Genomic DNA, 22,060 nt, shown 5'->3' with positions numbered 1-22,060 from the left:
GCGGCGGGCCGGAGGCTCGGTTCGCATCCTTCCAGACGATGCTCCCGGCCGTGCGCCTGCCGTGGCAGCTCGGCCAAAAACTGTCACACGAGGAGCATGCGTTGGCAGCGTTGTTTGACGCTCCGCTCTCTGGCGTGCTATCTTGTCATAACAAGTTGGGAGCGCAACAACGCGCGGGAGATGGAGAAGGCGGAGGGATTCACGATGGAAAGCCTGGGAATGTATCCGACTTGGTATGTGCCCTATATCGGATCGGGATGGGTGATGGGAATCACTGGAACCATTCACATTCTGGCTTCCCATACTTCGATCGGCGCAGCCTTCCTCTTCGCTCTCCTGGAGACCAAGGCCTATCGGGAGAACAAGCCCTGGCTGCTCGACTACATCCGGCGCTATGGGGTCTTTCTCCTGGTCTTTTCCTACATCTGGGGATCGGTGACTGGCCCGGGCATCTGGTATTCGACCACGGTGGCGAGCCCGCGCGGCATCTCCGGGCTGATTCACAATTTCGTCTGGGTCTGGGCAACCGAGTGGGTCTTTTTCGTCCTGGAGGTGATCGGTGTCTATGCCTTGGTCTACACGATCGGGAAGATCGATCCGAAGACCCATCTCAAGCTCACCTGGCTCTTCGCCGTCGCCTCCCTGGAAACCCTCCTCCTGATCATCGGCATCCTCTCTTTCATGATGTGGCCGGGAGGGGAGCGCTGGTATCGGACGGGGTCGGTCCTCGACGCCTTTTACAACCTGAACATCTTTGCGCAGATGTCGATGCGGGCCGCCTTCATGTGCGTGGCGGCGGCCGTCGTCGGAAGCATCGTCGTCGCCGGAGTCCGAGACAAGGCGCAGCGGAGCGAGATCGCCCGTTTCATCGCGAAGATGGGGTTTGTCGGGCTGATCGCGCTGGTTCCACTCTTCTTCTGGTATCTCCAGACGCTTCCCCCGACCGCAAAAATCATCCTGGCGGCCCGTCTCCCGGCCTATACCTCGCAGTTCCTGATCGGGCTGCTTGGAATCACGGCCCTCTACCTTGCTTGGCTCGCCTGGAGACCCTCTTGGCTCCCCATGCCGGTAGCAGCCGTGATGACCCTGCTCCTTCTCCTCTTCGGGCTTTGGCCGGAAGAGCGGGCCCGGGAGAGCATGCGCAAGCCCTATGTCGCGGGTCAGTATATCTACGGCAACCAGGTGATCTCCCGTGATGTCCCAGGGAAGGGGATCAAGGCGGAGCTCCCGGCCATTCAGCAGCACGGGCTGCTCGCGCTCCAGCCCTTCGTTCCCGCGGATCTCAAGGAGATTACTCCAGAAAATCGCCTCGAGGCGGGTCGAGTAATCGCCGCAATCGCCTGCGCCAACTGTCATAGCCTCGAAAAGACGGGCCTTCTGCGGCCGCTTCCGGTGAAGTTCGGCGGAACGACCGATCCGCGGGTGATTCGAGCATTCCTCGACGGTCCGCTCTACACCGGAGCGATTCCATACATGCCAGCGATCCCCCTTTCCGAAAAGGAGAGGGAGGCGCTCGCCTGCTTTATCGCCCACGCTTCCGAAGTGCCCGCCGCCCTGTCGAGCGTCGAGCCAAAGCCGCCGTCATCTCGGTAGCCTAGAACCAGGAGACCCAAGACCATGCACTCCGCTTCTTCCACCGACCTGGGATCGATGCTCAACGTCCTGCGCGATCCCGCAGGGATCCCGGCGCCCCCGGCTCTCTTCCAGTGGCTCATGGTGCTCACCTGGGCCCTACACATCCTCTTCATCAACCTGGTGCTGGGGGGTGGGAGCCTTGCGATCGCGGCCTTTCTCCGGCGGAAGGATCCCCTCTGGGGCCGGCTCTCCCGGGCGATGACGCAAGTGACCAAGGTCGCCCTTTCCCTGGCGATCGTCCTGGGGGTCGCGCCCCTGCTCTTCACGCAGGTGATCTACGATCCGATGTGGTATACCTCCAACGTCCTCTCCGCCGCATGGGTCATGGGATTCATCTATGCGCTGGGCCTGGGATATACCTGCTGGTTTATCTTCTCCTTCCGCAACAAGGAGGGGGCTTCCTCCTTCGAGCTTCTCTGGGCGGTGGCGGCCGTCCTCCTCTTTGCCCTGAACGGATGGGTGATGCATGTCCTTTCCGTCCAATCGATCCTTCCCGCCAAGTGGCTCGACTGGTATGCGCCGCATGGCGTGCCCGACATGTCGGGCCTGAAAGTCCACGCCTTCTCCTTTCCACGGTTTGCCTTCTTCTTCGCTTCCGCCGCTGCCGGAACCGGGATCTTCCTTCTCGCGTACGCTGACTATTTCCGCACCCGGAACGACTTTCCGGAGCCCTACCGGGAGCTTTGCCGGAGGATTGGCCGGCAGTGGGCTTGCTGGGGCTTCGTCGGGCAGGCCCTCTTCGCCTTGGCCTGGTTTGCGGGGATCGAGAAGGCCGCATCCCATCCCTTCCTCTGGATCACGGTCGTCACTCTGGTCGGGCTGCTTGTTCTGCTCTGGGAGGAAAAGCCGGAGAGGCTGGCCGGGAAGGGCTATCTCTTCCAAGGACTCTTCGTCGGCTATACCCTGATCGTCGGGATTGCCCGGGAGGAGATCCGCCTGGGAGCGCTTCTCCCGCTCGGCTACGATCCGATGACCTACAAGGTCAACCTCGACCTGGCCTCGACCCTCTTGTTCTTCGTCACCTTCCTCGGCGTTGGTGGCACAGCTCTCGGCTTCCTGCTCTTGATGCTCTGGCAGGCCGGAAAGGTGGAGGGGCGCTACGTGGCCGGCAAGACCGTGGCGCGGCTCGCCAACTTCGCATTGGCGATCGTCTTGACTTGGGTCGCGATCTTCTTCGGTCTCGGGATCACCATCTGGGTGCGCAACTTCCACTGAGGACGGCTGGCGGCATTCGAGCCCGGCCAGAACGAGTGCATCGCTTCCAAGTGCGAGCGGCACTCAGGGTATCCAGAGGCTCTTCCTTGGGGGAAACCGACTACCGGTGGCACTGGGAGAGGCCGAGAGCCCAAAAGGAAGTTTGGGCAGAATCGACCAGAGAATCGCGCTTCTCCTAAGATTAGCGACGCTCCGGGGCAACGTGTAGAGCGTCCGAGAATGACCGCTCCCCTGGCGCAGGCAGATGCCCGACGGCGCTGCCGAAAAGCGAGCCGACCTCTCGCTACTTCCGTTGCTCCTTCCGCAAGAGAGCCTTGCGGGCCCGTTCGAGCGCCTCGCGCTCCGACTTGGTGAGGCTGCCAATGCCATTCCGGGAAATCTTGTCGAGGATCGTGTCGATCGATTCGACCGGCGCATTCGTTCCCTTCGGGGGAGGGGAAGTACGCGGCGTCGGGAAGGGGCGGCTCCGCTTTCTCCACCGCTCTCCCCAGGAGTGCATCCACGAAACGGTAGGCATCCGAACAGAGAGGTAGGCGATGCCGGAGGCGACGCTGAGCATGAGCAGCGGAGTCCAGGCATGGGCGGAAATATCGATGAGGACGTAGAGCGCGAGCAGGACGACGGCATACCACTTTGCGGTGATGCCGAAGATGAGCTCTGCGGCCGGAGAAAGTGCTGCGAAGGCGACGAAGATCGCCATGTGAGCTTCGTCCGGTCCGTAGAAGGTGCCACCACTCGGGTCGACCAGGCTGAAGAGGACGGCGCAAATCGCGGGAGCCAGGATGAGCGAGAGGTAGAGGAAAAAATATTTCCTCCGGCCGAGCGCGAATTCCACCTCGCGCCCGAACCAGAAGAACATCAGCATCCAGAGCGCGAACCAGAGCGAGGGGGAGTGAACCCAGGCATAGGTAAAGATCTGCCAGACCTTCCCCTGGGAGAGCACCGCCTGCGGGCTCAGAGAGAGCTCTTGGAACCAGGAGAGCCGGTAGGTGGCGACCGAGAGGACGCCAACCACGAACGAAAGGCAATGAAACGCGATGAAGATGTCGGTCAGGTAGACCGGACGGTTCTGTAAACGAAAAACCGGTTCTCCCCGGCCATCTCCAGGCCAGTATCCCATGAGCTTAAAGTCTGCCGAATCTCGATTCGGTCGTAAATTCCCTTTTTTCTAAACAAAGAGCAGGCTTGGCGGATTTTGCTCAAGCGGAAAAAGATACTTATGGTCGAACCAGCACGAAGGTTTGCGCGCCGCCCCGGCGGATGTAGAAGAGAACCGGCTCCTTGCCGTGCTCCGCCGCGGCGATCCGCAGGAGATCGCCCGTGTTGCGCACCTTCTCCGAAGGCTTGCCAACCTTGCGGATCTCCTCGATCACGTCCCCCGGCTGCAGGAGATCGAGAGATGGCGCCCCCTCCTCGACATCGACCACATAGACCCCGGCGGCGCGAGCCTGAAGCCCAAGCTGGGCTCGCAAGCCTTCGTCCAGGTTCACAATCTGAAGCCCGGCGAACGCGTTACCCAGCTCTCCGGTCCGGACGACCTGCCACCGGGAGCCCTCCTCGGTGCGCGCCCCTTGCTCCGGCTGCTCGGTAATCTGCGCCTGCACGGTAAGGGAGCGTCCGTCCCGGTAGAAGATGATGGGGATCTCGGTGGAGGCCGAAGTCTCGGAAACATAGAGCCGCAGCTCTGCGGGATCACGCACGTTCATCCCGTGGTATCGGACGATCACATCTCCGCGGCGAAGCCCGGCCTTGGCCGCCGGGGAGTTGGGCTCCACGCGAGTGACCAGGGCTCCGGAGGTGTCTGGCAAGTTGAAGGCCTGCTGCATGTCCTCGTCGACCTCTTGGGCCTCTACCCCGAGGAAGCCGCGGACGACCTTTCCGCGCGCGACGAGGCTCTCATACGCGAACCGGGCCAGCTTGCTCGGGATGGCGAAGCCGATGCCGTTGGACCCGCCGCTACGCGAATAGATGGCGGTATTGATGCCGACCAGGAGCCCTTCGACATTGATCAGCGCACCTCCCGAATTCCCTGGGTTGATCGCGGCATCGGTCTGGATGTAATTCTCGAAGCCCGATGCGGAGAGATTCGGGTTGCGGCCCTTGGCGCTTACGATGCCGCGGCTGACCGAACCACTCAGGCCGAACGGGTTGCCTACCGCGAACACCTGCTCTCCCACCTCGAGCCGGTCGGAGTCTCCCCAAAGAGCGGGGACCAGCCCCTTCGCTTCGATTTTCAGGACAGCGACGTCGGCGGGCTCGTCCAGCCCGAGGAGCTTGGCCTGGTAGCGGCGGCCGTCGAAGATCTGCACGCGGATCTCCCGAGCATTCTTGACCAGATGAGCGTTGGTCAGGATGTGCCCTTGGGGGCTGAGGATGACCCCGGAGCCGAGGGAGGTTTCTTCGTCCGTGAGCGTGCGCCTCGAGCTGTGCGGGCCGGATTCCGCGGGCGGAACCGCTTCTCCGGCGTCGGCGCTCACCGGCCGGGCGGTGAAGATGTTGACGACGCTCGGAAGGATCCGCGAGAGGACTTCGACATATTCCCGATTGATCTCCTGCAGGAGGCCGCCGGCGGTGGCGTGTGACTCCAGGCCGTGCGGAACGGGAATGGCGCGGGGAATCAAAGGTTCGGAAGCGACGGGGGGTGGGGGGACAGGCTTCGGGGAGGGCAAGAATAGCTCCCGGATCTCGAGGCCCAGCCCTACGCCCAGGAGAGCCACCAGAACGAGGACCCCTCCCCGTTTCCAGGGGCTCTTCAACGTCGTTTGCCCTTCCATAAGGCGGTACATGGCAGCCACTCTCCGGATCGGATGTTCGCCTCCGAGCACCCTGTAAGAGGCGCTGCCTGGAGACGATCCTTCAGTCGTCCCGCTCGGGCCCTCCCTTCGGGTTGCCCCCTTTCCGTCGATCTACTCCATCATACTTACTCTGGAGATCGGTGCAAGAGGGTCGCGAGGAAGCTACCGCTGCGGATTCTCACGAGATCCTGGTCCGTTCCGGTGAAGAGCCGCTCGCCGCCGCTTGGGCGAAGGTCCGGAAATGGACCTTGGCCAAGCGGCGGAGCCGGTCGGCTCCCTCGAGGCGCACGATCTCGCGCGCTGCCGCCAGCACCTGTGCTGAAGCCCCCTTGGGGAGAGTCCTCCCCGCCTCCTTTCCGAGAAGCGCAAGCCGGCGAAGAAACTCTGCTCGAGCCAGAAGGGAGGCGGCGGCCACCGCAATATCGGATTCCGCTCGGGGCTTCTGTTCCACGCGGAGGGAAAGCCCTTGCCGCCCGATCGCCTGATCGAGGACGGATGCCCGGGCAAATTGATCGACCAGGGCTCGCGGACAGGAGGGGACCTTGCGGGCGACCTCGGCGAGGGCGGCCGCATGAGCCCAGGCAAGCAGCCGATTGAGGTTGCTGAAACGCTCGTAGAGCTCGTTGTACTTGGCCGGGCTAAGGACCACCACGGCACACCGTCCGCGCACCGCTTTGGCGATCTCTTCGCCCAAGCGGACAGCTCGTGCATCGCTCTTGATTTCCTTGCTATCCCGCACCCCGAGGCGGCGGAGAACCGGGGCGATCTCGGGATCCACGTACGCCGCCGCGACGACCAGCGGTCCAAAGAAGTCTCCCTTCCCGCATTCGTCCGAGCCGGCATGAGGATCGTCGGCCTCGGGCTCCCGGGCCTCCTCGTATCCGATCCGCGCCTCGCCCAGGATTTCCGGTTCCAGGAACATCTCGACGAAATCGCTAGCCCCTTTCCCTTGGACGAGGACCTTCCCGCTCCGGTAGGCGCGGACGATCACCAATGGCCCGCGCGCGTCGAAGAACCCGTGCTCGAGGGTCCGGATCTCGAATCCCTTCTCCCGCAGGCGCTCCCCCAGCTCCGCGATCTGCCCGGGCAGAAGCGAGAACGAAAATACAGACGGCCGCGAAGGGGACGGAGGCGGATCGTCCGATCCGGAGCCCCCCAACGAGAAAAAGTCCTTGGATCGGAGGAGCGTCCGCGTCAGAAGGGGAACCACAAGGAGACCCTAGCGCATCCCGATGAGGATCGAGAGGAAATTTCGCCAAGAGTTGCGCCGGCGCCTGCTTTCCTGGTATCGCGAGGAAGCCGCGGATCTTCCGTGGCGGCGGAGGCCCGATCCCTACGCGGTTCTGGTCTCCGAGGTCATGCTGCAGCAGACGCGCGTGGCGACGGTCGTCGCCTACTACGAGCGCTGGATGGCGCATTTCCCGGACTTCTTCGCCTTGGCGCAGGCTTCGGAAGAGGAGGTGCTCCGCTTGTGGGAGGGACTCGGCTACTACGCCCGCGCGCGAAACCTCCACCGGATCGCTCGGCTGCTGGCGGCCGAACACCAAGGCAGGCTGCCGTCGCGGACGGAGGATCTCGAGCGCCTGCCGGGGATTGGACGCTACACCGCGGGAGCCGTTGCCAGCCTCGCCTTCGGGCAGCGGACCCCCCTGGTCGACGGGAATGTCCGTCGCCTCTTCCACCGGCTCTTTGCTCTTCCGGAGGAGACGGGTACCAATCAGCTATGGGAGATCGCCGAGGCCCTCTTGCCAACCGCCCGGGATTGCGCGGCCTTCAATTCGGCGCTGATGGAGATGGGCCGCACGGTCTGCATGCCACGAAAAGCCTGCTGCCAGCGCTGCCCGGTGGGCGAGCTCTGCCGGAGCCGAGGAGGGGTGATCGCCTCCCGACGCAAGAGCGCCCCGGCCCGTTGCGAGGAGTGCGCCGCGCTGATCGTCCGGGACGGCCTGACCTGGCTTGTGCCTTCGCGACAAGTGCGGTACCGCGGCCTGTGGCGGCTTCCGGAGCTCGATTCGGACCGGATGAGAAATCTCGGGGAAGCCGCCCGCCTCTCCTACGCCATCACCCGATACCGCGTATGCCTGACCCTGTTCCGGGCCGATTGGCAGGAAAGGGAGCACGGAGAGGGGAAGTGGGTCGCTCCAGAGGAGTTAGCACGCCTTCCCCTTCCCGCCCCCCATCGACGAGCCCTGGCGATCGCCTGCGCCGGGACTCCGCCTCCGTTCCAGCGAGAGGAGCAAGCGAGTCCGGGAACCGGTTGCTCTTCTGGCGGCCATGAGCTACCCTCTCACAAATGATGTTGCCGATCCAGGACCTCCGCGTCCGCTCCGTGGAACGCTTGGTCTCGCCCCGCGCCCTCAAGGAAAGCCTTCCACTGACCGAGGCCGCGAACCAGACCGTATATCAGAGCCGCAGTACCCTCCAGCGCATTTTCTCCGGGGAGGACCAGCGCTTTCTGGTGATCGTAGGACCTTGCTCGATCCACGATCCGGTGTCCGCTTTGGAGTACGCCCAACGTCTCCGACTGCTCCAGGAGGATCTGCAGGGCGAGATCTTCCTGGTCATGCGCGCCTACTTCGAGAAGCCAAGAACCACGCTCGGCTGGAAGGGCCTCATCAACGACCCCTTCCTCGATGGCTCGTGCAACATCCAGGAAGGAGTGCGGCTGGCCAGGCAGCTCCTTCTCCAGATCAACGAAATGGGGCTTCCCACTGCCAGCGAGTTCCTCGACGCGATCACGCCCCAATATATCGACGACCTGGTCAGCTGGGCCGCGATCGGAGCGCGAACCACCGAATCGCAGCTTCATCGGGAGATGGCGAGCGGACTCTCGATGCCGGTCGGCTTCAAGAATGGCACCGACGGGTCGCTGCAGATCGCCGTCGACGCACTCGGCGCGGCACTCCAGCCGCACAGCTTCGTCGGAATCGATCAGGAAGGCTTCACGAGCGTGATCCGGACCTCGGGGAACCCGTGGGGACACGTGGTTCTGCGGGGTGGGCACAAGCGGAGCAACTACGACCCGGAAAGCATTCAGGAAGCGTGCATTCGGCTGCTCAAGGCGGGGTTGCCCCAACGCGTCGTGGTCGACTGCAGCCACGCGAACTCGGCGAAACGTCCGGCGGTCCAGGAAACCGTGTTGGCGAGCATCCTCGATCAGCGGCTGCGCGGGACGGCCGCCATCATCGGGGCGATGCTCGAAAGCTCCCTCTACGAAGGGAGCCAGAAGATTCCCGAAGATCTCGCACAGCTCCGCTATGGGATCTCCGTGACCGATCCCTGCATGGGATGGGAGGCGACGGAAAAGGTGCTGCGCCAGAGCAGCCGGAGAATCCAAGAAGCGTTTTCTGCCGGTGCCTGATCAGCCAAGGGAGCGGTGGATTCCATCCGGGGAAGACCCTTTCGCCATGAGGATCCCCTTGGCGCGTCCTTGGACCGGTCGGTGCTTTTTCCTCGCCTTGGTCATCGTGCTTGGGTCCGCTCTCCCGAGCGGCCAGGGGGCGACGGGAACCGTCGGGCCGCCGCACGGGGGCGAAGGAACCGCTCCCGCCGGCTGGCGGAGGCTTGTGCGCGCGGCGGAGGGCGGAAGCGCGGAGGCGCAATACCGGTTGGGTGCCGCATATCTGGAAGGGCAGGGGGTCGAGCCCGATGCGAAGAAGGCCGTCCAATGGTACACGAAGGCCGCTCGGAAGGGATGGGCGCCCGCCCAGGCCACCCTTGGCCTGCTCTACACGGTCGGTCAAGGCGTGGATCGGGATTACCACCGGGCCTTGGAGTGGAGCCGCCGGGCCGCCGAGCAAGGTGATCCCTTGGGGGAATGGAGCCTGGGCGTTCTGTATGCGCACGGGCTCGGGGTCGAGCAGAACTACGAGCAGGCCGCCCGTTGGTATCGGAAAGCCGCGGCAGCGGGACAGGCAGAGGCGGAGCACAGCCTGGGACGGATCTACGCCAAGGGGCGGGGAGTCCCAGCCGATCCGGTTGCGGCTGCGTCTTGGTATCGGAAGGCGGCCGAGCAGGGGTATGCCCCCTCCCAATTCCGACTCGGCCTCGCCTACGTCCAAGGGGAGGGAGTTCCTCAGGATTACGCGCAGGGAGCCGCCTGGCTCGAGAAAGCCGCCGGGGCCGGGGATCCCTTCGCGCAGTCGGATCTGGCGGTGCTCTATGCCGAGGGCAAGGGAGTCCGCCAGGACCTCGCGCAGGCCGTATCCTGGTGGGAAAAGGCGGCCGCGCAGGGAGAGCTCAAGGCTGAGGATAACCTGGGGAACGCTTGCGAAACCGGCAAAGGAGCCCTGCAGGATGCCAAGCGAGCGGCAGAATGGTACCGCAAGGCCGCCGACCATGGCTATCCGTTAGCCGCTCGCCACTTGGCGCGCCTCTACGAAGAGGGGAAGGGAGTCCCGAGAGACCCGGGGGAAGCAGCCCTCTGGTATCGGAAGGCAGCGGAAATGGGAGACGTCGTGGCCGAACGCGAGCTCGGCCATCTCTATCGCTCCGGGGAAGGGGTGGCTCCCAACCGGGAAGAGGCCGAAGCTTGGCTCGAAAAAGCGGCCGCGCAGGGAGATCCGGAGGCCCAGGAGGAGCTCTCTCTCCTGGAAAAGGCCGCCAAGCCTGCCGCGCGCTGAACTGGAGACGGCCTTTCCCTTGACGGCAGGCTCGAACAGTGGCAAGGATGGGGAACTTCGCCGGGGTCTTAGCTCAGTTGGTAGAGCGCCTCAATGGCATTGAGGAGGTCAGGGGTTCGAATCCCCTAGGCTCCAGCGGATTTGCTCCAGCGGATTCCCCGGCGGCAACACGGCATGGCTCGGCCGTTTTTCCCGGAGCTCCTCGCTCCCGAAGAACGGCTGAACGCTCTTGGGAGCACGGGCGATCAAGCCTCGGGTCGCCCTTTCTCCAAGCCGAGGGCGGCGTAGGCTTTCCGGGAGGCGAGCAGCGTCTCGTCTCGGAAGCAGACCAGGACGATCTTTTCCGGAAGCGCGTGGCTCGCGAGAAAGCTCACCATCTCCTGCATGGCGATGCGGGCAGCTCGTTCGGCCGGAAAGCGATAGGCTCCCGTGCTTATCGCTGGGAAGGCGACGGAGCGAGCGGGAAGGGTGGCGGCAAGACCCAGGGCTTCGCGGTAGCAGCTGGCCAGAAGCGCGTCCTCTCCCTGCTCGCCCCCCTGCCAGAATGGCCCCACCGCATGGATCACCCACTTGGCGGGGAGGCGATATCCCTTCGTGACCTTCGCTTTTCCTACCGGGCAGCCGGCAAGAGCGCGGCATTCCTCTAACAGCTCGGGGCCCGCGGCCCGATGGAGTGCCCCGTCGACGCCCCCGCCGCCGAGGAGGCTCGTATTAGCCGCGTTCACGACGGCATCGACGGAAACGCGGGTGATGTCTCCAAAGAGAATGTCGATTCGATCGAGCGGGGAAGGCATTGTGCAAGGAACTCGGAGCGGCCGGCGAAATCGAGCTGAGCCTTGTGGAGGTTGGGGGATTCGAACCCCCGACCTTCTCATTGCGAACGAGACGCTCTACCAACTGAGCTAAACCCCCAAGGATCTATCGCGAACTCTACAAAAGAAAAGCGCGGTTGGGAACCGCAATTTCGCACGGTGCGGTACGGGACGGCTAAGCCGTCTCCCTCGGGCGCAGCAGGGGAAAAAAGATGACATCCCGAATCGATTCGCTTCCTGTCAGGAGCATGACCAGCCGGTCGATCCCCATTCCGATGCCACCCGCGGGGGGCATCCCGTATTCGAGTGCGGTGAGGAACTCCTCGTCGAGCTTCTGCCGCTCTTCCCCCGCCTGGTGCTCGAGCCGTTCGCGCTGCACGATCGGGTCGTTGAGCTCGCTGTAACCGGGGGCGACCTCCTGCCCCCCGATGATGAGCTCGAAGACGTCGACGACTGACGCATCGTCCCGGTTTTGCCGGGCGAGCGGAACGAGCTCGGTGGGGAGATGGGTCACGAAGAGAGGGCCGGCGGTCCGGGCTTCCACGAGCTTTTCAAAGGTGTGTCGGGTGACGTCGATCTCCTCGGCATCGGGCAGGAGCTCTACCCCGAGCGTCTCGGCAAGCCGGCGCCGCTCCTCGGCGCAGAGGGCGAACCAGTCCTTCCCCGTCGCTTCCCGGAGGCAGTCGGCGAATCTCTTCCTCGGCCAGGGAGGGGAGAGGTCGATCGAGGGGAAGGCTCCTCCGGGGGCAGAGAGGTGGAGGCCGCCGCAGACCGTTTGGGCCAGATGGCAGACGAGCGACTCGAGCAGCTCGGCCATCTGCGGGAAGTCCGCATAGGCCCAGTAGGCCTCGAGCATCGTGAACTCGGGGTTGTGCTTGCGGGAGATGCCCTCGTTCCGGAAGTTCCGATTGAGCTCGAAGATCCGCTCGAAGCCTCCGACGAGCAGCCGCTTGAGGTAGAGCTCCGGGGCGATCCGCAGATAGAGCGGGATGCCCAAAGCCTCGTGAAAGGTGGCAAAGGGCGTGGCCGCCGCTCCGCCGGGAATCGGCTGCATCATCGGGGTTTCCACCTCGAGGAAGCCGCGCTCCTCGAGGAAGCGGCGAATCTCCCGGATGATCCGGATCCGCTTGCCGAAGATCTCGCGGACCTCGGGATTGGCGATCAGATCCAGATAGCGCTGACGGTAGCGCGCCTCCACATCCTGGAGACCGTGCCACTGCGAGGGGAGTGGTCGGAGCGACTTCGAGAGCAGCGTCAAGCTCCGGATCCGCACCGTCTTCTCGCCGGTCTTCGTCTGGAAGCACTCCCCCTCGACTCCAACGATGTCGCCCAGGTCGAGAAGCTTGAGGTCGGCGAACCGCTCTCCGAGCGACTGGAGGTTGGCGTAGATCTGCATCTTCCCGGTTGCATCCTGGACGTGAGCGAAGACGCTCTTGCCCATCTCCCGGATCGAGAGGAGCCGGCCCGCCAGCCGCGCTTCGCGCGCCTCGGCGAAGTCCGCCAGGATGTCGGCGATCGCCCGGGTGCCGGGGAAAGCGCTGCCGAAGGGGTCGACGCCGCGGCTCCTCCAGGCGGAGAGCTTCTCCCGGCGGAGGCGGAGCAGCTCGCTGGCTTCTTCGTTTGCGCTCATGGGCCAGTTCGGGAGGCGCTGGGGCCGTGATAGTGGCAGCGGACCCGCGGGGTTTCGCAAATCGAAATCCGGGAAAGACCCGGGAGGAGCGGCTCGAGCCTTTCCCAGAACCAGTGGGCCATCGACTCGATCGTCGGGTTTTCGAGGCCAGGAATCTCGTTGAGGAGCTGGTGATCGAGCTGCACCAAAAGCGGCTCGACCGCCCGGGAGATCCTCGCGTGGTCGTAGAGAATGTGAGTGGCGGGGTCGACTTCGCCCTCGACCGCAATGCGGACCTCGAAGCTGTGGCCGTGGAGGCGCCGGCACTTGTGGCCTTCCGGGAAGCCGGGCAGCTGCTGCGCCGCCTCGAAGCCAAAATCCTTTTCAATCGTTACGCGCATGGAGCAAGGACCGAGCTCACTCTTATGGGCGGAACCCCGCGTGCGTGCAAGCTCGGGCAGCAGACCAAAATCATCGGGGGACGGTTCCTTGGCCTCGGAGAGAGCTCCTTCTGCTCACGGCGAGGCCTCGATCCCGCTCTCCGCGAGGAGCAAGGGGCGGGAACCGGCATGGGCTCAGGCGCAGCTCTTCCCTCGCACCCGGAGCGTGCTCTCCCGCTTTCCGAGATGATCCCAAAGATCCTCATCGTCAGTTTGCTCGCATTGCATTAAGCTTTCCGGCCAGATGCAGCTCCAACCGCTTGGCAAGACCGGGCTCCAGGTTTCCCCGCTCGGGCTGGGAGCCGCCGAAATCGGCTTCACGGGCATGGAGCAGTCGGCGGCCACCGAGCTGCTCCACTTTGCGATCGACCACGGGATCCACGTGATCGACACTGCTGCGGGCTACGAAAGCTCCGAGGAGCGGATCGGCAAGGCGCTCGGTCCCCGGCGACGGCAGTGCGTGCTCGTCTCCAAATGCGGATGGGCGGAGGAGCGGGAGGCGGATCCGGGGCCCTGGACCGCGGGGCAGATCGGGCTGTCGATCGAGCGGTCGCTCCGGCGGCTGCGGACCGACCATATCGATGTGATGCTGCTCCACTCCTGCGACCAAGCGATCCTTGAGCGCGGCGATGCGATGGCTGCCCTGCAGCGGGCGCGGGAGGCGGGCAAGGTCCGGTTCATCGGCTACTCGGGGGACGGCGAAGCGGCGGCATTCGCCTGTCGGCAGGACGAGGTGGAGGTCATCGAGACCAGCATCAATTTTTGCGATCAGGCGAACCTCGAGACGGTATTGCCTGCGGCCCGGGAAGCCCGGGTTGGAGTCCTCGCCAAGCGGTCACTAGCCAACGGGGCCTGGCGACGCGCGGAAGAGATCGATCCCGTCTATCGCGAATATGCGCGGCCCTACGCCGAGCGTTTCCGAGCGATGGGGATCACCTTGGCCGAGCTGGGGCTCAAGGAGATGGGGTGGGCGGAAATGGCTCTCCGCTTCGTCCTCTCCCAGCCGGGGGTTCAGGTCGCCCTGGTTGGGAGCGTTCGCCTGGAGCATCTTTTCGGCAACCTGGAAGCCGCTCGGCGCGGTCCCCTGCCCGAGGAGGCCGTGACGCGGCTGCGCCGAGCCTTTGCTCAAGCCGAGAGCCGGTCGGCGGAACGGTGGGGAGGGTTGCGATGAAAGGAAAGGCAGCAGGCGCCGGGACAGCGCCCTCTCGGAACCGGCTCGCCGTGCGGGTCGTTCCGAATGCGCGGAAGAGCGAGATCGCAGGGTGGACGGACGGAGTGCTGCGCGTGCGGCTCCAGGCGCCGGCCGTCGAAGGACGGGCCAACGAGGAGTTGATCCGGTTCCTTGCGGAGGTCTTCGGGACGCGGCGATCGAGCGTTGTGATCGTGCGGGGTGAGAAATCGCGCGAAAAGGTGATCGCAATCGAAGGGTGGGAGCCGAGGGAGGCAAACGACGAGTCCGCCGAATCCTATGCGATGCGCCGTGCGGCGGAGGGGTCCAGGAGAGGGGGCATTGGCCCATGAGCCGGAAGGCTTGGCGGCGCGGTTGGTCCTGGGCCTGGTTCTGCGTCCTCGTTCTGGGCGGCTCGATCGCGATCCCGAGCCCCGGGCGGGCGGCGGAAGGGCCCCTGGTCACCAATCCTCCCATGATCATGGTCTTCCCCGTGGAAGACGGCCCGGGTGGCGTCCATTTCCGGTATCCTGTCGCCATCAATGAACAGACCATCGTTCACCCGCAGGACAAGCTTCGGACTCTCTACGTAAAGCCCGAGCTCGAGGAAAAGGTCGAGGAAGCGCAGCAGAATCAAGAGCATAAGGAGGCGGCCTACTCGCGGAAGTCGACGCCCGATCCCTTGAGCGTAACTCCTGCGGAGCGCGCGTTGCAAAAGTTCACCCGCACGGTCTGGCCTTCCAAGACCACCTTTCTCCAGGCGCTTGAGGTCCTGAACGGCTCGGACATCCGGCTGATTTATGAGCGGGGAGAAGAGAAGAAGGTTTGCGACGAACCGGTGAGCCTGCCCGCCGGCCTGTTGCTGGCTGCGGTCGACGGGCGCATTGCGGTCCTGGCTGTCCAGGCGGGAGAGCCCGGGGAGCGCGGCGGCTTCCAGCCCGGGGATCGGATCATCACGATCCAGGGAGAGCCTTTCCTGGGAACGCTCGAGGAATTCCTGGAAGTCTATCGGAGAGCCAACCTCGGCCGAAAATCGGGAGAGATCCCCTCACTCCGCTTTACCGTCTACCGGGAGGGAAGCGCGGAGCCGGTCGCCGTCTCGCTTCCCCTCCCTCCCAGCTTGCAGCAGAGTCTCCTGGACGTTGCTCCGGAGATCGGGCGCGGCCGCTCGGAATGACTCTGGGATGGCCGCGCGGAGAAGCTTTTGGGTGGAGTTTCGGGCAGGGGAGAGTAAAAAGACCGGTGGAAGGGCGAAGCGAAAGGCGGGAAGGTTCGTGATCAAGTTCTTTTTGGGAATTGCGTTGATTGGCAGCTTGGCGACCGCGGTGCTCGGGTATCTGGTTGCGAACCAGCGGAACGCGTTGCGGCGGGAGTATGAAAAAGCGGCTGCGCAACTCAAGTCCGTGACCGAGCAGGCCGAAGAGGGCAAGGTTCTGGCGGCGGAAAGCCAGAAGAAGCTCGAAGAGCTGCGCACCAAGATGGCCGAGGCGAGCGAAAAGCTGGCTCAGGCGGAGAGCCAGGCGGGAAGCGGAGACAGCCGCGTCGAGGAGGCGGAGAAGCGCGCCAAGGATGCAGAGCAGCGTGCGCAACAGGAGAAGGCGGAAATCGACGAGCTGGGGAGCAAGCTGGAATCGGAGAAGGCGGCAAGCGAGGCGGCGACCGCCAAGGTCGAAAGCCTGCTCAAGGAGAAGCAGGCACTGGAGGATAACCTCGCCAAGTTGACCGGAGAGCTCGGACGGATGCGCGAGGTGGCTCCCTCGGCCTCCCGGGCGGTGTCGATGCGGTCGGGGATTCGAGGCAAGGTCGTGTCGGTCAACCGCAACTGGAATTTTGTCGTCTTGAACGTCGGCGAGAAGGATGGGTTGGTGGAAAATGGCCTGCTCAATGTCTATCGAAGCGGCCAGCCGGTCGGAAAGGTGAAGATCGTCTCCACCGAGGCCAATACGGCCGTCGCGGACGTCGAGGCCGGATCGGGCCAGGGAGGCATCCAACCCGGTGATGATGTGTTGAATTGAGCGGAGAACCCTGAAATCATTATAAAGAGGGCGTTCAAGCAGCCCGGGCGGCTGCGTCGGCAGGAAAAGGGGATGGATCGCTCCTCCCGGAGATCGAGAACAATGCGGAAGATGATGACAAAGGCGAAGTTCGGTATGGTGCTCGTCGCTGGAGCAATCCTGTTCGGGGGCTGCGCCTCCTCCGACAACCAGTCGGCGGCGAAAAAGCAGGCGGCGAAGCAGGGCCAGCAGGTGTCCGACCTCCCATGGAACCGACCTCCGTCCTGGCAGCAGGCGGGTGCGGCTGGAGCCTATCTGGGCGGAATGGGAACCACTCCCGGGGCTCCCTACTAGCCAGCGGCTCGAACGCTGGCCTCGGGTCTTCGTCGCCCCGCAGGGAGTACGCGAGCGATCATACTCCTCGGCGGCCGGGATCCCAGATGAGCTTGTGGAGCTGAAAGCCCAGGCGGACGGGCAGGCGGTCGCGGAGCAGCCATCCGGCCAGGATTTCCAGGGAGAGCTCGCCCTGCACGGGCGAAAAGTGGACGGCCCGAACCACCCTCGCCCACGCGGCATCGTGGAGCCGCGCTTGCGCCCAACGATAGTCCTCTTCGGTGCCGATCACAAACTTCACCTCGTCCCGCGGTCCCAGCAGCTCCAAATTGGCGGCGAGATTCCGAGAGGACTCCCCGCTCGAGGGGCACTTGCAATCGACGATGCGGTGCACCCGCGGATCGATCCCGGCGATCGAGTGGGCTCCACTGGTTTCCAGGAGCACGGTGTATCCCGCATCGCAGAGCCGGCGGAGGAGGATGCGGCTGTTTTTCTGCAGGAGAGGCTCTCCGCCGGTCACCTCGACGAGCCCGCAGCCGAAGCGCTCCACTTCCGGCAAGAGCAGGCTCAGAGGTAGCCGCTTCCCTTCCAAAAAGGCATAGGTCGTATCACACCAGCGGCAGCGGAGATCGCATCCTGTCAGACGGATAAAGACGCACGGCTCGCCTGCGAAGCTGCTCTCCCCTTGGATGCTGTGGAAGATCTCGTTGACCACGACTGCCGGTTCTTGGCAGGGCGCATCGGTGGAGGATGCATCCATGGGCTGCAGGCACTCAGGCCGGGATCCGCCCGCGCAGATCGGCGGCCTGGAAGGGTCCGGGCTCGGCAAGGAGCGCGCGGGCTGCATCGACCTGGCCCCAGACGTTCCAGAGCAGCACCCCGCGGACCCGCCGCCGGTCCAAGTAGAAAATGACCCCGCTGCGGTACTCCTCCTTCCAATCGCAGAAGACCTCGAGCCGGTTGTCGAGGAGACCGACGGCCTCGTAGCCGAGGTCGAAGAGGTCCGAGTAGAAGAAAGGGATGTGGTCGTATTTCGCTTCTTTCCCGGCCATGTTTCGACCGGCGGCGAGGCCCATCTGGCGGGCGTTGTCCTCATGCTCGAAGCGGAGCCGCTGCCCGAGGGCGGGTTGGAAGAAAGCCGCCACGTCCCCTGCGGCATAGACATCGGGATGGCCGGTGCGGAGAAGCTCGTCGACCACGATGCCGTTTTCGACCGCCAAGCGTGCTTCCTTCGCTAGCCCGACGTTGGGGGAGATGCCGATGCCTGCGACCATGGCGCCGACCGAAAGTCGCCCCTGGCCGAGCTGTAGGGTCAGTAGCCCCTGCTGCTCCTCAACGGAGGAGACGGTCTGCCGGGCGAGCACCTCGACTCCCTTCTGGCGGTAATAGTCATTGAGAAACAGCGAGAGTCCCTCGGGAAAGATCCTGCCGCCGATTCCCGCCTCCGCGAAGAGGAGGGTTACGCGCTTCCCCTGGAGGGCCAAGGCTGCGGCGATCTCTGAGCCGATGAAGCCTCCCCCGAGCACGCAGATCCTCTCCTCCGACTCGCTCCACGAGCGGAGCTTCCGGTAATCGGCCAGCGTACGGAAATAGAGGATCCGCTGGCTGGCTGTCGGAAGACGGCGCGCATCCCCGCCGGTCGCGAGCAGCAGCTTATCGAAGGAAAAGGTGGCACCCCCTTCCGCCGTGACCGTTTTGGCGGAAAGATCCAGGGAGCGGGCGGTGCAGCTGCGGTGAAAGGTCACTCCCGCCTCGGGCGTATGGCACCAGATGGAGTCGAAGGCTTCCCCTTTCCAGAGCCCCTTGGAGAGCGGCGGCCGGTTGTAGGGAAGCTCAGGCTCGGAAGCGAGCAGGCCGATCGACCCCGTCGGATCGACTTCCCGGATTCCGCGAACGGCCGCATCGGCCGCCATCCCGCCGCCGATGATCAGATAGGTATAGTGGGGCATAGGAAAAACTTAGCTACGTGCTTCGGGAGTGAATCCCTTTATCGTTATATTAACGATTTTCCGCGACGAGTCCAGCTTGCGGGGCTCTGCTTAGCAAAACTTTGGATGGCCGCGTCTTCCATCGGGACGCGAGAGAGAGCGCTCAAGGAAGAAAAGCCCCGAGGTCAGTCGAAACCTCTCCGCCGAGGATCACGAACGGTTTGATCCAGGCATCCACCCCAAGGAAAAGCCGGGCGCGCGTCACGATCTCCGGATCGGGAGCGCGCTCCCACAACCCGAAGACCGAGCTCCCGCTGCCGCTCATCATGGCAAGGGCGGCTCCCGCTTCCCTTTGGAGCCAATCCCGGGCGGTGGCGATCCACAGATACTTTTCGAAGACGGCCGGCTCCAGGTCGTTCCGAACCGGCCCCCAGGGAGGGGCTCCTCGTTCCTCCCCAGGGCGGGGATTTGCGGCATAGGCTTGGTAGGCCCAGGGAGTCGACACCGAAAACCCGGGGAAAAGGAGGAGGCCGTGGCCGGGGCCGACCCACGGTTCGGGTGAGACGATCTCCCCGCGGCCCTGGCAGAGCGCGGGCCTTTGGAGGAGGAAGAAGGGCACGTCGCTTCCCAAGGAGGCTGCCAGGGGCAGGAGGGCATCTCGGGATGAGGGATAGCCGAGGAGGGTGCGGAGAGCCAGGAGGGTCGCGGCCGCATCGCTGCTGCCTCCCCCCAGGCCGGCTCCCGAGGGGAGCCGCTTTTCCAGAGAGATCGTCAGGCCGCACGAGAGACCGAAGGATTCGCCGAAGAGGCGGGTGGCCCGGCAGACCAGGTTCTCCTCTCCCGCTGGTATTCGCGGGTCGTCGCAGCGAAAGGTAAATTCCCGTCCCGGATGCGCGCGGACGCGGAGCCGGTCGCCGAGCGAGACCGGGGCCATCCGGGTCGAGATCTCATGGAATCCGTCGGTGCGGCGGCCGAGGATCCGCAGGTCGAGGTTGATTTTCGCGGGAGCGAAGAGTTCAATACCACGCGAGGTGTCCTCCCTGCCCTTAGTGGATGGGCTCATCGTGGCCTTGGATCTCTTCGAGGTGAAGACGGCGCTCTCCCTCGCGCGCCGACTGAGCGAGTATGTCAGTTGGTTCAAGGTGGGAAGTCAACTCTTCTTGCGCGGCGGGCCGCATGTCGTCGAGGAGCTCCGGGCGCTGGGGGCGCGAGTCTTCCTCGATCTCAAGTTTCACGACATCCCGGCTACGGTCGGCCGGGCCGTCGAAGCTTGCGTGCGGATGGAAGTGGGCTTCCTGACCGTTCATGCCCTCGGGGGAAGGCGAATGCTGACGGCCGCCGCCGAGGCCGCGGTGGGCAGCGGGACCCAGATCCTCGCGGTGACCGTGCTGACGAGCCTCGAGGAGGAGGAACTTTCCGAGGTCGGCCTGAGCGGCGGCATCCCCGGACGGGTCTGCTCCTTGGCGGCGCTCGCCGGAGAATGTGGCGTTCCCGGCATCGTCTGTTCGGCCCGCGAGCTCACTTCCCTGCGGGAGGCCGGCATCCGGCCGGAAGTGATCGTGACCCCGGGGATCCGGCTCGCGGAGCGGCAAGGAGATGATCAGCGCCGCACCGTCTCCCCCCGTGAGGCGTTTGCCCTGGGAGCTACCCACATTGTCGTCGGCCGGCCCGTGCTCGAATCGGCGGACCCGGTCAAGTTGGTGCGGAACTTGCTTCAAGTGGGGAAATGACCTCGCCTAGGAGGCGATTTGCGGGGGGAAGCGCATGCGCCTATTGTTGAAAGCATGGCGAGAAAAGAAAAGGGATTCGGAGCAGACATGCCTTTGTCTTTCGAAAACTTGGAGTCGGCCTCCGCTCTGCAGGTCGTCGACCTGATCGGCCAATCACTCTCCTTCGACGCGGTTTCGCGGGAGGCGTTCTTCTACCTGCGGCGCCGGGTCGCCGAGCTCGAGGAGACGAGCGAGCAGGCCCACCAGGCCCTGGAAAAGCTCAACGAGGCGGTCGAGAAGCTCTCCGCCCCGGCGAACCGCGTGGGCACCCTCCTTGGCCTCCCCAAGAAAGACATCGCGCTGGTGGTCCAGGGTGGCACCGAATTCTACTGCCTGATCGATCCGCGGCTGGCTCACGAGACGCTCTTGGTGGGAACGCGGGTGCTGCTCAACGAGGCGTTTGCGGTCGTTGGCGATCTCGGCTTCGACTTTTCCGGCCCCGTGGTGAAGGTTCTCGACGTGCTACCGGACAACCGGCTGCGCGTGGGCCACGAAGGCGTGGGCGGGAGCTTCGTGGTGATTCGTTCGACCCCGCTGGCCAAGGAGCGGATCAAGGCCGGGCTCGAAATCCGGATCGACGGCTTCTCCCGGGTGGCACTCGAGGTCGTGGCGACCTCGAGGACCAAGCACCGTCTGCTCGACCAGGTCCCGGAGCTTCCGTGGGAGAAGATCGGGGGCCAGAAGGAGGCGGTGGGAGCCGTTCGGGATGCCGTGGAGCTGCCTTTCCTCCATGCGGACCTCTTCGCCAAGTATCACCACCACGTCCCGAAGGGATTCTTGCTCCACGGGCCGCCGGGATGCGGGAAGACCCTCTTGGGGAAGGCGACGGCGTACAACCTGACGCGCCAGCTTCGGGAACGGACCGGAGAGGAGCGCAAGGAGTTCTTCCTCCACGTCAAGGGGCCGGAGATTCTCAACATGTGGGTCGGCGAGTCGGAGCGGCAGGTGCGTGACCTCTTCGAGCAGGCTCGGGAGCTGGCCCGCGAGGGCTTTCTCCCCTTCATCTTCATCGACGAGGCCGAATCGATCCTGGGTACCCGGCGCGCAGGACGCTTCAACAGCATCCTCAATACGCTCGTCCCCATGTTCTGTGCCGAGATGGACGGGATCGAGTCGATGCGCGAGGTAGTGATCATCCTGGCCTCCAACCGCGCAGATCTGATCGACCCGGCCATCCTTCGACCGGGCCGCATCGATCGAAAGATCAAGGTCAACCGGCCGGATCGCGCGGGATCGGGCGAAATCTATCGAATCTACCTTCACGCCGATCTCCCCTATGCCCCGGAGCTCTTGAAGCAGGCGGGCGAGGATCGGCAAAAGGCGATCGACTTGCTCGTCGAAGGGGTGCTGGACGCCCAGTTCGCCCGTGCCGAAGAGAACCGCTTCCTGGAGATCACCTACCGGAGCGGGAGAAAGGAATACCTCTATCGCGGCGACCTGATCAGCGGGGCCATCATCGCCTCGATCGTCGAGCGGGCCAAGGAGCTGGCGATCAAGCGGGCGATCTCCGATCCGTCGGATCACGGCTTGCGGCTGGAGGACCTGTTGACAGCGCTCGATATCGAGTATCTTGAGAATGACATCTTCCCGCCGTCGGATATCACGGAAGACTGGCTGAAGCTCGTCGACTGCGATCCGCAGAACGTAGTTCGGCTGGCTCCGGTGGTGCGGCGGGAGGGGGGGACGATGCGTCAGGTCGTTTGAGCATTCGGGAACCAGTGACCGGAGGGAAGCGCGGCG

General features: G+C 64.4%; 21 protein-coding genes and 2 tRNA genes. 13 read left to right on the top strand and 10 right to left on the bottom strand.

The annotated features are described in order from the left end of the window. Window positions 1-180: 180 nt before the first annotated feature. Together MacB4_RS04675 and MacB4_RS04670 are read left to right on the top strand one after the other, a co-directional pair. Complete coding sequence (locus tag MacB4_RS04675; RefSeq protein ID WP_242529336.1) at window positions 181-1,593, top strand: cytochrome ubiquinol oxidase subunit I; 1,413 nt, start codon at window positions 181-183, stop codon at window positions 1,591-1,593. A 24-nt stretch (window positions 1,594-1,617) separates the two neighbouring features. Beyond that, on the top strand, window positions 1,618-2,850 hold the full coding sequence (locus MacB4_RS04670; RefSeq protein ID WP_206864686.1) for a hypothetical protein: 1,233 nt from the start codon (window positions 1,618-1,620) through the stop codon (window positions 2,848-2,850). 283 nt (window positions 2,851-3,133) lie between these two features. Here MacB4_RS04670 and MacB4_RS04665 read toward each other — a convergent pair whose 3' ends face one another. The 3 genes from MacB4_RS04665 to rnhC form a co-directional block, all read right to left on the bottom strand. After that, on the bottom strand, window positions 3,134-3,970 hold the full coding sequence (locus tag MacB4_RS04665) for a rhomboid family intramembrane serine protease (RefSeq protein WP_206864685.1): 837 nt from the start codon (window positions 3,968-3,970) through the stop codon (window positions 3,134-3,136). 97 nt (window positions 3,971-4,067) lie between these two features. Next, complete coding sequence (locus tag MacB4_RS04660; RefSeq protein ID WP_206864684.1) at window positions 4,068-5,624, bottom strand: trypsin-like peptidase domain-containing protein; 1,557 nt, start codon at window positions 5,622-5,624, stop codon at window positions 4,068-4,070. A 199-nt stretch (window positions 5,625-5,823) separates the two neighbouring features. Next, window positions 5,824-6,855, bottom strand: coding sequence for a ribonuclease HIII (rnhC, locus tag MacB4_RS04655; RefSeq protein WP_206864683.1), 1,032 nt, complete (start codon window positions 6,853-6,855; stop codon window positions 5,824-5,826). A gap of 22 nt (window positions 6,856-6,877) precedes the next feature. Between rnhC and MacB4_RS04650 the strand changes: the two genes are divergently transcribed. The 4 genes from MacB4_RS04650 (at window position 6,878) to MacB4_RS04635 (ending at window position 10,402) form a co-directional block, all read left to right on the top strand. Continuing rightward, window positions 6,878-7,942: an A/G-specific adenine glycosylase gene (locus tag MacB4_RS04650; protein WP_206864682.1), complete on the top strand. Its 1,065-nt coding sequence runs from the start codon at window positions 6,878-6,880 to the stop codon at window positions 7,940-7,942. Continuing rightward, entirely contained in the window at window positions 7,942-9,006 is a 1,065-nt protein-coding gene (locus MacB4_RS04645) for a 3-deoxy-7-phosphoheptulonate synthase (protein ID WP_206864942.1), read from the top strand. The genes MacB4_RS04650 and MacB4_RS04645 overlap by 1 nt, the downstream gene beginning before the upstream one ends. Before the next feature lie 46 nt (window positions 9,007-9,052). Continuing rightward, window positions 9,053-10,267 carry a tetratricopeptide repeat protein gene (locus MacB4_RS04640; protein WP_206864681.1) on the top strand — a complete coding sequence of 405 codons (1,215 nt, stop codon included), beginning with the start codon at window positions 9,053-9,055 and terminating at the stop codon, window positions 10,265-10,267. 62 nt (window positions 10,268-10,329) lie between these two features. Continuing rightward, window positions 10,330-10,402: transfer RNA gene (locus MacB4_RS04635), tRNA-Ala, on the top strand. A gap of 110 nt (window positions 10,403-10,512) precedes the next feature. On the opposite strand, the gene MacB4_RS04630 is transcribed toward MacB4_RS04635, so the two are convergent. The 4 genes from MacB4_RS04630 to MacB4_RS04615 all read right to left on the bottom strand — a co-directional run bounded on the left by MacB4_RS04630 (window position 10,513) and on the right by MacB4_RS04615 (window position 13,089). Continuing rightward, window positions 10,513-11,061 carry an O-acetyl-ADP-ribose deacetylase gene (locus MacB4_RS04630; protein WP_206864680.1) on the bottom strand — a complete coding sequence of 183 codons (549 nt, stop codon included), beginning with the start codon at window positions 11,059-11,061 and terminating at the stop codon, window positions 10,513-10,515. 45 nt (window positions 11,062-11,106) lie between these two features. After that, a tRNA-Ala gene (locus tag MacB4_RS04625) sits at window positions 11,107-11,179 on the bottom strand. A 75-nt stretch (window positions 11,180-11,254) separates the two neighbouring features. Next, window positions 11,255-12,709 carry a lysine--tRNA ligase gene (gene lysS, locus MacB4_RS04620; protein WP_206864679.1) on the bottom strand — a complete coding sequence of 485 codons (1,455 nt, stop codon included), beginning with the start codon at window positions 12,707-12,709 and terminating at the stop codon, window positions 11,255-11,257. Further along, window positions 12,706-13,089: a 6-carboxytetrahydropterin synthase gene (locus MacB4_RS04615; protein WP_206864678.1), complete on the bottom strand. Its 384-nt coding sequence runs from the start codon at window positions 13,087-13,089 to the stop codon at window positions 12,706-12,708. The genes lysS and MacB4_RS04615 overlap by 4 nt, the downstream gene beginning before the upstream one ends. 283 nt (window positions 13,090-13,372) lie before the next feature. Here MacB4_RS04615 and MacB4_RS04610 point away from each other — a divergent pair, with 283 nt between their 5' ends. From MacB4_RS04610 to MacB4_RS04590, 5 genes are all read left to right on the top strand, one after another. Then, entirely contained in the window at window positions 13,373-14,299 is a 927-nt protein-coding gene (locus MacB4_RS04610) for an aldo/keto reductase (protein ID WP_206864677.1), read from the top strand. Further along, window positions 14,296-14,649 (top strand): DUF167 domain-containing protein, encoded by a 354-nt coding sequence (locus tag MacB4_RS04605; protein ID WP_206864676.1) that lies wholly within the window; start codon window positions 14,296-14,298, stop codon window positions 14,647-14,649. The genes MacB4_RS04610 and MacB4_RS04605 overlap by 4 nt, the downstream gene beginning before the upstream one ends. After that, window positions 14,646-15,473: a PDZ domain-containing protein gene (locus MacB4_RS04600; protein WP_206864675.1), complete on the top strand. Its 828-nt coding sequence runs from the start codon at window positions 14,646-14,648 to the stop codon at window positions 15,471-15,473. The genes MacB4_RS04605 and MacB4_RS04600 overlap by 4 nt, the downstream gene beginning before the upstream one ends. A 97-nt stretch (window positions 15,474-15,570) precedes the next feature. Next, window positions 15,571-16,311 (top strand): hypothetical protein, encoded by a 741-nt coding sequence (locus tag MacB4_RS04595; protein ID WP_206864674.1) that lies wholly within the window; start codon window positions 15,571-15,573, stop codon window positions 16,309-16,311. 111 nt (window positions 16,312-16,422) lie between these two features. Further along, a complete protein-coding gene (locus MacB4_RS04590; RefSeq protein ID WP_206864673.1) occupies window positions 16,423-16,644 on the top strand; it encodes a hypothetical protein in 222 nt (73 codons plus the stop codon). A gap of 58 nt (window positions 16,645-16,702) precedes the next feature. On the opposite strand, the gene MacB4_RS04585 is transcribed toward MacB4_RS04590, so the two are convergent. From MacB4_RS04585 to ispE, 3 genes are all read right to left on the bottom strand, one after another. Beyond that, entirely contained in the window at window positions 16,703-17,383 is a 681-nt protein-coding gene (locus tag MacB4_RS04585; RefSeq protein ID WP_206864672.1) for a radical SAM protein, read from the bottom strand. Between the two features lie 13 nt (window positions 17,384-17,396). After that, window positions 17,397-18,572: an NAD(P)/FAD-dependent oxidoreductase gene (locus MacB4_RS04580; RefSeq protein ID WP_206864671.1), complete on the bottom strand. Its 1,176-nt coding sequence runs from the start codon at window positions 18,570-18,572 to the stop codon at window positions 17,397-17,399. A 142-nt stretch (window positions 18,573-18,714) separates the two neighbouring features. Then, window positions 18,715-19,614 carry a 4-(cytidine 5'-diphospho)-2-C-methyl-D-erythritol kinase gene (ispE, locus tag MacB4_RS04575; protein WP_206864670.1) on the bottom strand — a complete coding sequence of 300 codons (900 nt, stop codon included), beginning with the start codon at window positions 19,612-19,614 and terminating at the stop codon, window positions 18,715-18,717. On the opposite strand from ispE, the gene pyrF reads away from it, so the two are divergent. Next, complete coding sequence (gene pyrF, locus MacB4_RS04570; protein ID WP_242529335.1) at window positions 19,583-20,281, top strand: orotidine-5'-phosphate decarboxylase; 699 nt, start codon at window positions 19,583-19,585, stop codon at window positions 20,279-20,281. The two genes, ispE and pyrF, sit on opposite strands and share 32 nt — an antisense overlap. Window positions 20,282-20,368: 87 nt before the next feature. Then, window positions 20,369-22,024 carry an AAA family ATPase gene (locus MacB4_RS04565; protein ID WP_242529334.1) on the top strand — a complete coding sequence of 552 codons (1,656 nt, stop codon included), beginning with the start codon at window positions 20,369-20,371 and terminating at the stop codon, window positions 22,022-22,024. The last annotated feature ends 36 nt before the right edge of the window (window positions 22,025-22,060 follow it).

Source organism: Methylacidimicrobium sp. B4 (assembly GCF_017310545.1).
Taxonomy (GTDB): Bacteria; Verrucomicrobiota; Verrucomicrobiia; order Methylacidiphilales; family Methylacidiphilaceae; genus Methylacidimicrobium.
This window is presented reverse-complemented; position numbering and strand designations above follow the sequence as displayed.

Bases quoted from the DNA above. Each gene is read 5' to 3' on its own strand.
- MacB4_RS04630 (WP_206864680.1), bottom strand. From the start codon at position 11,061: ATGCCTTCCCCGCTCGATCGAATCGACATTCTCTTTGGAGACATCACC.
- MacB4_RS04660 (WP_206864684.1), bottom strand. From the start codon at position 5,624: ATGGAAGGGCAAACGACGTTGAAGAGCCCCTGGAAACGGGGAGGGGTC.
- MacB4_RS04585 (WP_206864672.1), bottom strand. From the start codon at position 17,383: ATGGATGCATCCTCCACCGATGCGCCCTGCCAAGAACCGGCAGTCGTG.
- MacB4_RS04640 (WP_206864681.1), top strand. From the start codon at position 9,053: ATGAGGATCCCCTTGGCGCGTCCTTGGACCGGTCGGTGCTTTTTCCTC.
- MacB4_RS04675 (WP_242529336.1), top strand. From the start codon at position 181: ATGGAGAAGGCGGAGGGATTCACGATGGAAAGCCTGGGAATGTATCCG.
- MacB4_RS04565 (WP_242529334.1), top strand. From the start codon at position 20,369: ATGCCTTTGTCTTTCGAAAACTTGGAGTCGGCCTCCGCTCTGCAGGTC.
- lysS (WP_206864679.1), bottom strand. From the start codon at position 12,709: ATGAGCGCAAACGAAGAAGCCAGCGAGCTGCTCCGCCTCCGCCGGGAG.
- ispE (WP_206864670.1), bottom strand. From the start codon at position 19,614: ATGAGCCCATCCACTAAGGGCAGGGAGGACACCTCGCGTGGTATTGAA.
- MacB4_RS04610 (WP_206864677.1), top strand. From the start codon at position 13,373: ATGCAGCTCCAACCGCTTGGCAAGACCGGGCTCCAGGTTTCCCCGCTC.
- MacB4_RS04600 (WP_206864675.1), top strand. From the start codon at position 14,646: ATGAGCCGGAAGGCTTGGCGGCGCGGTTGGTCCTGGGCCTGGTTCTGC.
- MacB4_RS04670 (WP_206864686.1), top strand. From the start codon at position 1,618: ATGCACTCCGCTTCTTCCACCGACCTGGGATCGATGCTCAACGTCCTG.
- MacB4_RS04605 (WP_206864676.1), top strand. From the start codon at position 14,296: ATGAAAGGAAAGGCAGCAGGCGCCGGGACAGCGCCCTCTCGGAACCGG.
- MacB4_RS04580 (WP_206864671.1), bottom strand. From the start codon at position 18,572: ATGCCCCACTATACCTATCTGATCATCGGCGGCGGGATGGCGGCCGAT.
- MacB4_RS04650 (WP_206864682.1), top strand. From the start codon at position 6,878: ATGAGGATCGAGAGGAAATTTCGCCAAGAGTTGCGCCGGCGCCTGCTT.
- MacB4_RS04645 (WP_206864942.1), top strand. From the start codon at position 7,942: ATGTTGCCGATCCAGGACCTCCGCGTCCGCTCCGTGGAACGCTTGGTC.
- MacB4_RS04615 (WP_206864678.1), bottom strand. From the start codon at position 13,089: ATGCGCGTAACGATTGAAAAGGATTTTGGCTTCGAGGCGGCGCAGCAG.
- MacB4_RS04665 (WP_206864685.1), bottom strand. From the start codon at position 3,970: ATGGGATACTGGCCTGGAGATGGCCGGGGAGAACCGGTTTTTCGTTTA.
- MacB4_RS04590 (WP_206864673.1), top strand. From the start codon at position 16,423: ATGATGACAAAGGCGAAGTTCGGTATGGTGCTCGTCGCTGGAGCAATC.